At 72.8% G+C, this 7528-nt stretch carries 7 protein-coding genes; 2 read left to right on the forward strand and 5 right to left on the reverse strand.

Annotated elements, in window-relative coordinates:
• Positions 1–111: 111 nt before the first annotated feature.
• The 3 genes from E1200_RS28895 to E1200_RS28905 form a co-directional block, all read right to left on the reverse strand.
• On the reverse strand, positions 112–891 hold the full coding sequence (locus E1200_RS28895) for an enoyl-CoA hydratase-related protein (protein ID WP_131955242.1): 780 nt from the start codon (positions 889–891) through the stop codon (positions 112–114).
• A 117-nt stretch (positions 892–1008) separates the two neighbouring features.
• Positions 1009–2154 (reverse strand): acetyl-CoA C-acetyltransferase, encoded by a 1146-nt coding sequence (locus tag E1200_RS28900; RefSeq protein WP_131955243.1) that lies wholly within the window; start codon positions 2152–2154, stop codon positions 1009–1011.
• A 177-nt stretch (positions 2155–2331) separates the two neighbouring features.
• Positions 2332–2733, reverse strand: coding sequence for a hypothetical protein (locus E1200_RS28905; protein ID WP_243708909.1), 402 nt, complete (start codon positions 2731–2733; stop codon positions 2332–2334).
• Positions 2734–2828: 95 nt separating this feature from the next.
• Here E1200_RS28905 and E1200_RS34085 point away from each other — a divergent pair, with 95 nt between their 5' ends.
• Both E1200_RS34085 and E1200_RS28910 read left to right on the forward strand, forming a co-directional pair.
• Positions 2829–3002 (forward strand): hypothetical protein, encoded by a 174-nt coding sequence (locus E1200_RS34085; protein WP_165950507.1) that lies wholly within the window; start codon positions 2829–2831, stop codon positions 3000–3002.
• A gap of 229 nt (positions 3003–3231) precedes the next feature.
• Positions 3232–4080, forward strand: a complete 849-nt coding sequence (locus tag E1200_RS28910; RefSeq protein ID WP_243708910.1) for a methyltransferase domain-containing protein — start codon at positions 3232–3234, stop codon at positions 4078–4080.
• 73 nt (positions 4081–4153) lie between these two features.
• Here the strand turns inward: E1200_RS28910 and E1200_RS28915 are convergent, their stop codons facing one another.
• The gene (locus E1200_RS28915; protein WP_131955244.1) at positions 4154–6493 is read right to left on the reverse strand and encodes a SpoIIE family protein phosphatase; all 2340 of its coding nucleotides are present in this window, start codon (positions 6491–6493) and stop codon (positions 4154–4156) included.
• 213 nt (positions 6494–6706) lie between these two features.
• Entirely contained in the window at positions 6707–7408 is a 702-nt protein-coding gene (locus E1200_RS28920; RefSeq protein ID WP_131955245.1) for a metal-dependent transcriptional regulator, read from the reverse strand.
• Positions 7409–7528: the final 120 nt, after the last annotated feature.

Consider the following 7528-nt stretch of genomic DNA (forward strand, 5'->3'; position numbering starts at 1 on the left):
GGACATACCCGGCAGACGGCCGGCCCCCCAACGGCCCGTACGCGCCGCCTGGGGGCGGGCCGTACGGCCCGACGTCCCCGCCCGGCCGCTGACCGAAGGCCGGCGGGCGCCTCAGCGGCCCGTGAAGTCCGGCGGGCGGTTCTTCAGGAAGGCGGTGATGCCCTCCTTGGCGTCCTCGGTGGCGGCCAGCTCGACGAGCTCCCCCAGCAGGTGGGCCACCTGGTCCTCCAGCGGCCGGCCCTCGATGGCGAAGAAGGCGTCGCGGCCGCGCCGCAGGCCGAGCGGGCTCTTGGCCGCGATGGTCCCCGCCAGCTCGGCCACCCGCGCGTCGAGTTCCGCGCGCGGCACGACCTCGCTGACCAGCCCGATGTCGCGCCCCTCGGCGGCGGTGATGCGGGAGCCGGTGTAGTACAGCCGGAAGGCGTGCTTGGGCGCGACGTTCCGGTTGATGATCGCCATGATCATCATGGGCCACAGGCCGACGTTGACCTCGGGGGTCGCGAGCTTGACGTCGTCCGCGGCGATCACCAGGTCGCACGCGGCGGCCAGCCCGAGGCCGCCCGCGACCGCGTGCCCGGCGAGCCGGGCGATGACGGGCTTGCCGAGCTTCGGAAAGGCGGTGAACAGCCGGAACGGCGCGCTCTCCCGGATCGCCTCCGGCGCCGCCAGGCCGTTCGCGCCGAGCCCGCCGAGGTCGGCGCCCGCGCAGAACGCCCGGTCGCCCGCACCGGTCAGCACGATGACCCGGACGCCCGGGTCGGTCTTGGCGCGCTCGAACGCGTCGAGCAGCTCGTCGATCATCTCGTCGCTGAGCGCGTTGCGCGCCTCGGGCCGGTTCAGCGTGATCCGGGCGACCCGGTCCGCACTCTCGTAGCGGATCGTCTCGTACATGCCGCAGCCCCTTCCGTGGTCACCCGAGCACGCTAACCGCCCCTTGGAGCAGGAAGCTCCAAGGGGCGGTTAGCGAAGCGATGCGGCGTTGGCCGCGCGAGCTCTGGGGCTAGGGCCTCAGAGCCTCTCGATGATGGTGGCGTTGGCCTGGCCGCCGCCCTCGCACATGGTCTGCAGGCCGTAGCGGCCGCCGGTGCGCTCCAGCTCGTGCAGCAGCTTGGTCATCAGCACGCCGCCGGTGGCGCCGAGCGGGTGGCCGAGCGCGATCGCGCCGCCGTTGGGGTTGGTCTTCTCCAGCGACGCGCCGGTGTCCTTGGCCCACGCCATCGGCACCGGGGCGAACGCCTCGTTGACCTCGAAGACGTCGATGTCGTCGATCTTCAGGCCGCTGCGCTCCAGCGCCTTCTCGGTGGCGGGGATCGGGCCGGTCAGCATGTAGACCGGGTCCGAGCCGCAGACCGCGAGGGTGTGGATGCGGGCGCGCGGGGTGAGGTTGTGCCGCTTGACGGCCTCCTCGGACGCGATGAGCAGCGCGGACGCGCCGACGGAGATCTGCGAGGCCACGGCCGCGGTGATGTCCCAGCCCTCGCGGAGCGGCTTGAGGCCGGCCATCTTCTCCATGGTGGTGTCCGGGCGCGCGCCCTCGTCCTTGGACAGGCCGGCGAGGGGGGCGATCTCCCGGTCGAAGTAGCCGGCCTCGATCGCCTTGCTGGCGCGCTGGTGGCTCTCGAGGGCGAACTCCTCGAGGTCCTGGCGCTTGAAGCCCCACTTCTCGCACATCAGCTGCGCGCCGCGGAACTGCGAGATCTCATGCTGGCCGTACCGCTCGGCCCAGCCGTCGCCGTAGGGGAAGGGCATGCCCTTCTCCAGGGCCATCGCGACGGACGACCCCATCGGGACGATCGCCATCTGCTCGACGCCGGACGCGACGACGAGGTCCTGGGTGCCGGACAGGACGCCCTGCGCGGCGAAGTGGATCGCCTGCTGCGACGACCCGCACTGCCGGTCGATGGTCACGCCGGGCACGTTCTCCGGCAGGCCCGCCGACAGCCACGCGGTGCGCGCGATGTCGAGGGACTGCGGGCCGACCTGCATGACGCAGCCCATGATGTTGTCCTCGACCGCGGAGGGGTCGACGCCCGTGCGGTTGACGAGCTCCTTGAGCACGTGGGCCCCGAGGTCGGCCGGGTGGACGTCCTTCAGGGCGCCCTTCTTGGTACCGACGGGGGTACGGACCGCGCCGACGATGTACGCCTCGGCCACTACGCCTCCAAATTGTGGGGTTCCGTCCCGAAACCGAGTGAGATTCGGTTAGTCAGTATGAGATTACAGCGCCCGCGGCGCAACGCCATGTGAGCTGAGTCTCGGCCCTCCGCTCACGGTGCGGCGCGGACGCGGCCCCCGGCACGGCCGCCGGGGGCGGCCGGGACGGGGACGCGGTCAGCGCGTGAGGTCGCCGACGACCTTCGCCGCGCCGAGCGCCGTGGCGCTGCCGGCGACCGCGACCGTGGTCGCGGTGACCCACAGCGGCAGGCCGGGACGGGTCTTCAGGCCCGCCATGAGGTCGAGGGAGTCGACCGCGAGGCCGAGCCTGCCCCACAGCCGGCGTCCGGAGTCGTCCCTGCTCAGCAGGTAGCCGGCGCCCAGCGCGATCTCCCGCGCGCCGAACGCCCGGACGATGTAGTCGCGGCCCGGGTCGGCGCCGGCGCCGATGCCCAGGGCCCGCACGGTCAGCTTGGGGGCGACGACCGCCGCGACGCCGAGGGCGACCCGCCCGCGCGCCAGGCCGGTCATCATGCCGTCGAGCCGATCCTGGCCGTCTGTTCGCTTCACATCTGCCACGAAGAGGAGATTAGCGGGACCTGTCCGGCACCGAACCGGCGGGTAACCCCCTCCTTACACGTCTATCGTTTCTTCAGGCGGCACTCCCCCGACTGATGAAGGTGACCATGGAAGGCATCCTCGGCCTCGTCGTCGTGTCACTGCTCGCCGCGTTCTGCGTGCGGTGGGCGGCGGTGCGCCTCCGGTTGCCCATGCCGACCCGGGTCGCGGTGATCACCGTGTTCGTGCTGGTCGTGCTGGCGATGTACGGGCAGCACCTCAACGGCTGACGGGCCGTCGCCGCCCGCGAATCCGAAACGGGACGCGATTGTGTCCGGCGGGCTCCGAACTTACCGCCTCGACGGAGAGTCATAACTGGCGAAACCGGCTTCACGCCCGTTCGACGCCCCCGCCGAGACGGCCGCGCGGCACCCGGACCCGTCCGGATGCGGCCGCCCCGCGCGGCAGGCTGCGAGCGGTACCCCGTCCGGCGAAGCCGGCCCGATCGAGGGAGTCCCCGTGAACACGCATCCGGTGGCCGCGACCCGCGAGACCGGCGGCGCGATCGCCCCGCACCTGAGGCGGCTCCTTGAGTTCGTCGAACCCGACCGCGACGACGTCTGCCTGGACGTGGCGCGCGGCCGCGGCCCCATGCCCGCCGCGCTCGGCCCGCAGGTGCGCCACATGACCGCCGTGGACGCCGCCCCCGCGCACGCGCCCGGCGGGCACGGCACCGCCGCGGCGAACGGGCGGACGAACGGGCGCACGTCCACCGTCGAGTTCGGGACGGGCCCGGTCCGCATCGCCGACGGCGACACGCCCCCGGCGTCCGCGACGCGCGAGGACCGCAGACCGCACCCGCTGGGGCCGGACCGCGTCCTGGTCAAGGCCGACGCCGCCGCACTGCCGTACCGCGACAACGCGTTCTCCCTGGTGACGGCCCGTTTCTCGCTCTACAACCTGGGCGATCCCGAGCACGTGCTGCGCGAGCTGCTGCGGGTCTGCCGGCCCGGCGGCCGGGTCGTCATCGCCGACCTGGTGCGCGGCAACCTCGCCGGCCCCGAGCGCGACCGCATCGAGCGGCTGCGCGACCCCGACCACCCCGGCACCCCGTCCATCGCCCGGCTCACCGAGATGATCACCTCGGCGGGCGGGAGCATCCGCCGCCTGGACGTGTTCACCGTGGAGCGCCCCGTGGAGCCCTGGCTCGCCGGGGCGTGCGACGACGCGACCGCCGGCCGCATCCGCCGGGCCCTGATCGACGAGGTGGACGGCGGCCCGCGCACCGGCGCCAAGCCCCGCATCATCGGCGGCGAGGTCTGGTTCACCCAGTCGTGGGCGCACGTCGCCGCCGAACCCATCCCCTGAGCACCCCGCACGGCGGCGCGGCGACCGCTGAGCGGCGACCGCGTAAGGCCGCGGCGCGCCCGCCGTCAGGGCGTCAGGTCAGCGGAAGTTCGAACCAGACGGCCTTGCCGTCCGCCGTCGGGCGGGCGCCCCACCGGCTGGCGAGCTGGTCGACCAGGTACAGGCCGCGCCCGCCCTCGTCGGTCTCGCCCGCGCTGCGGATGCGCGGCAGCCGCATGTCGGAGTCGAACACCTCGACCCAGATGGCGTCCGCACCGCGCCGCAGGCGGAGCCGGAACTCCTTGGTCGGCGATTCGCGCCGGCCGAGGTCGGCGCCGAGGTTCCAGTCGTCCTCGGCGAACGCGCCGGAGTCGAACCCGTCGCCGCCGAGCGTGCCCGCGTCGTACTCGGCGGTGAACTCGGTGTTGAACTGCACGGGCGGCGGGGCGCCGAGCGGCTCGCCGCCGCGCCCGGGAGAACCGGCCGACACCGGGACGGCTGGCTCGCGGCGCGGGGCGGACGTCGCGGTCGCGTGCAGGACGACGTTCGTGACCACCTCGGAGACCAGCAGGCAGGCGAGTTCGGCCTGCTCCTCCGCCATCCCCCAGGCCGCGAACGCCTCGGAGGCCGTCCGGCGCGCCTCCGACACCATGATCGGCTCCGCGGTGAAGGACCGCTCCGCGACCGCCAGTTCCTCGCCGGCGGTGCGGATCACGACGATCGCCACGTCGTCGTCGGTGTCGCCGGGCACCGCCTCGTAGGCGGCCTTGGCGATCGCCTCGACGCCGCCGCGGGCGGCCTCGGCGACGGCGGCGCGGACCATCTCCCGCGCCTCTTCGCGGGTGTAGTGCCCGCCGTCCCCCTTCGCCCGCCGGTCGATGAGGCCGTCGGTGTACAGGACGAGGGTGGAGCCGGGCTTCAGCTCGCTGCGCTCCTCGTTGAACAGGATCTCGCCGCCCATCCCGGGCGCGCGCAGGCCGAGCATGCCGCCTTCGCTCTCGAACGGCAGCTCGCCGACCTCGCCGTCGACGATCAGCAGCGGCGGGTCGTGGCCGGCGTTGGCGAACTCCAGCAGCCGCGACCACGCGTCGTACACGAAGTAGGTGCACGAGACCAGGGGCGGCCGGACGAGGTCGTCGCTGTTCCAGCCGGAGCGCATCCGCTCGGGCCGGGTCATCGTGCGGACCCACTCGTCGAGCTTGCGCAGGATGTCGGCGGGCGGCTTGTCGTCCTGGGCGAACGCGCGCAGCGCTGCGCGGAGCTGGCCCATCACCGCGGCGGCGCGGGCGCCGCGGCCCTCGACGTCGCCGATGACGAGCCCGACGCGGCCCGCCGACAGCGGGATCACGTCGTACCAGTCGCCGCCGACCTGGGTCTGGATGCCGTGCCCGTGCGACTCCAGCGGCCGGGCCGGCTCGTACCGCCAGGCGATCTGCAGGCCGTCCAGCCGGGGCGGCCGGTCGCCGGGCAGCAGGTGCTTCTGGAACGCCAGCGCGGTGTCGCGCTCCTCCTCGAACAGCAGCGCGTTGTCGACGGCGAGCGCGACGCGGCTGGCGATCGCGCCGATCAGGTCGCGGTCGAACCCGTCGTAGTGCGGGTCGGGCCGCTTGGACAGGTTCGACAGCGCAAGGCTCATCACGCCGAGCAACTCGCCGCGCACCAGCAGCGGCGCCGAGATCACCGACGTGATGCCCATCTCGGACCCGAGCCGCCGGGACGACTCGTTCGGCGCGGCGAACCGGTGCTGGATCATGTCCTCGACGAGGACGGCGTCGCGGCGGCTCATCGCCTTCTCGCTGACGTGGCCGCGCGGGTAGGAGACCGGCTCGCCGACCTCGGCCCAGGTGCCGGGCGGCGGCGCCCAGCCGCCCGCGTGCCGCGACACCCGCCGGTAGAGCCGGTCGCCGCTGTACAGGTCGATGAAGCAGTGGTCGGCGAACTGCGGGACGAGCGTGTCGGCGACCTTCTGCAGCGTGCTCTCCAGCTCCAGGGACCCGGCGAGCCGCTCGCCGATGCGTTCCATCAGGCCGTAGCGGTCCTGCTCGCGCTGGTTGGAGCGCAGCGCCTCCCGCGCGAAGATCACGACGCCGTCGACGGCCCCGGACGGGTGGCGCAGCGGCACGGCGTGCGCGCGGGTGTAGACGGTGGTGCCGTCCGCGCGCTGGTTGCAGAACGTGCCCTCCCAGACGCCGCCCTTGAGGACGTGCTTGGCGAGCTCGGTGGCCTGCTCGTGGTCCTCCTCGGCGATGCCGAGCGACAGCACGGAGTGGCCGATGATCTCGTCGCCGCCGTAGCCGAACAGCTGGCGCGCGAAGTGGTTGCCGTAGATGACGTTGCTGAAGCGGTCGCAGACGATGACCGCCATCTCCATCTGGTTCAGGACGGTCTCGGGCGGCAGACGCGCCTCGTCAGGCGCTTCCCCCCAGTGGCTCATCTCCCCATCCCGATACCAGTAGCCGATGCCGCCCGGACCGCCGCCCCGGTGCGCACCGGATGCCGCGGCACGGGCGTCGCCCGTTGTCCCTCCGTCGTATTGAACGACGGACGGGCCACCGGGATACGCCCGGAAAGCCCCATGTCACGGAGATCTTCGGTATAGACCGCCGGAACCGGTCCCGGTACGGAGCCGCCCCGCATCCCGGCCGCTTCAGCGCCTGCTGACGAAGACGTGCTCGGCGATGTCGCGCGCCAGTTCCGTCGCGGGCCCGTCGGACTCGTCGTCACTGATCACCCGCACCCCGTCATCGGTAGCCCGAAGAGTCACCTCTCGTCCCGGTTGTATCCCTATCTGCTTGAGTTTAAGCATCAGGTCGCTGTCGCTCTGCACCTGCTCGCTGATCCGGCGGATGACGGCGGCGGCGCCGGCCGGGCTCGCCACCGCGGTCATCACCGAGAGCGGCGGGGTGTCGGCGGCGCTTCCGGGGGCGCCGAGCTCCCCGAGACCGGGGATGGGGTTGCCGTGCGGGCAGGTGGTCGGGTTGTCCAGCAGCGCGACGAGGCGGCGTTCGACGTCCTCCGACATGACGTGCTCCCAGCGGCACGCCTCGATGTGGACGTCCTCCCAGGGCAGGCCGATCACGTTGACCAGCAGGCATTCGGCGAGCCGGTGCTTGCGCATGACGCGCGTGGCCAGGCCGCGGCCGCTCTCGGTCAGTTCGAGGTGCCGATCGCCCTGGACCCGCAGCAGCCCGTCGCGCTCCATCCGCGCGACCGTCTGGCTCACCGTCGGGCCGCTCTGGGAGAGCCGCTCGGCGATGCGAGCCCGAAGAGGGATGATCCCCTCCTCTTCGAGCTCGAAAACCGTCCGGAGGTACATCTCCGTGGTATCGATCAGGCCGTGTGAGGTCACAGCTCCCTCCAGTCTTATAAGCCCGAGTCTACTTGCTTCAGGGCAACGCCGCCGGGCCGCGCGAATATCCCCGTCGGGCCGGGTAGAGGGGAACGCGCGACGACCACGAAACCTTCCCCC

The organism is Actinomadura sp. GC306, assembly GCF_004348665.1.
Lineage (GTDB): Bacteria > Actinomycetota > Actinomycetes > Streptosporangiales > Streptosporangiaceae > Spirillospora.

Bases quoted from the DNA above. Each gene is read 5' to 3' on its own strand.
- E1200_RS28895 (WP_131955242.1), bottom strand. From the start codon at position 891: ATGTACGAGACGATCCGCTACGAGAGTGCGGACCGGGTCGCCCGGATC.
- E1200_RS34085 (WP_165950507.1), top strand. From the start codon at position 2,829: ATGAAGGTGACCATGGAAGGCATCCTCGGCCTCGTCGTCGTGTCACTG.
- E1200_RS28915 (WP_131955244.1), bottom strand. From the start codon at position 6,493: ATGAGCCACTGGGGGGAAGCGCCTGACGAGGCGCGTCTGCCGCCCGAG.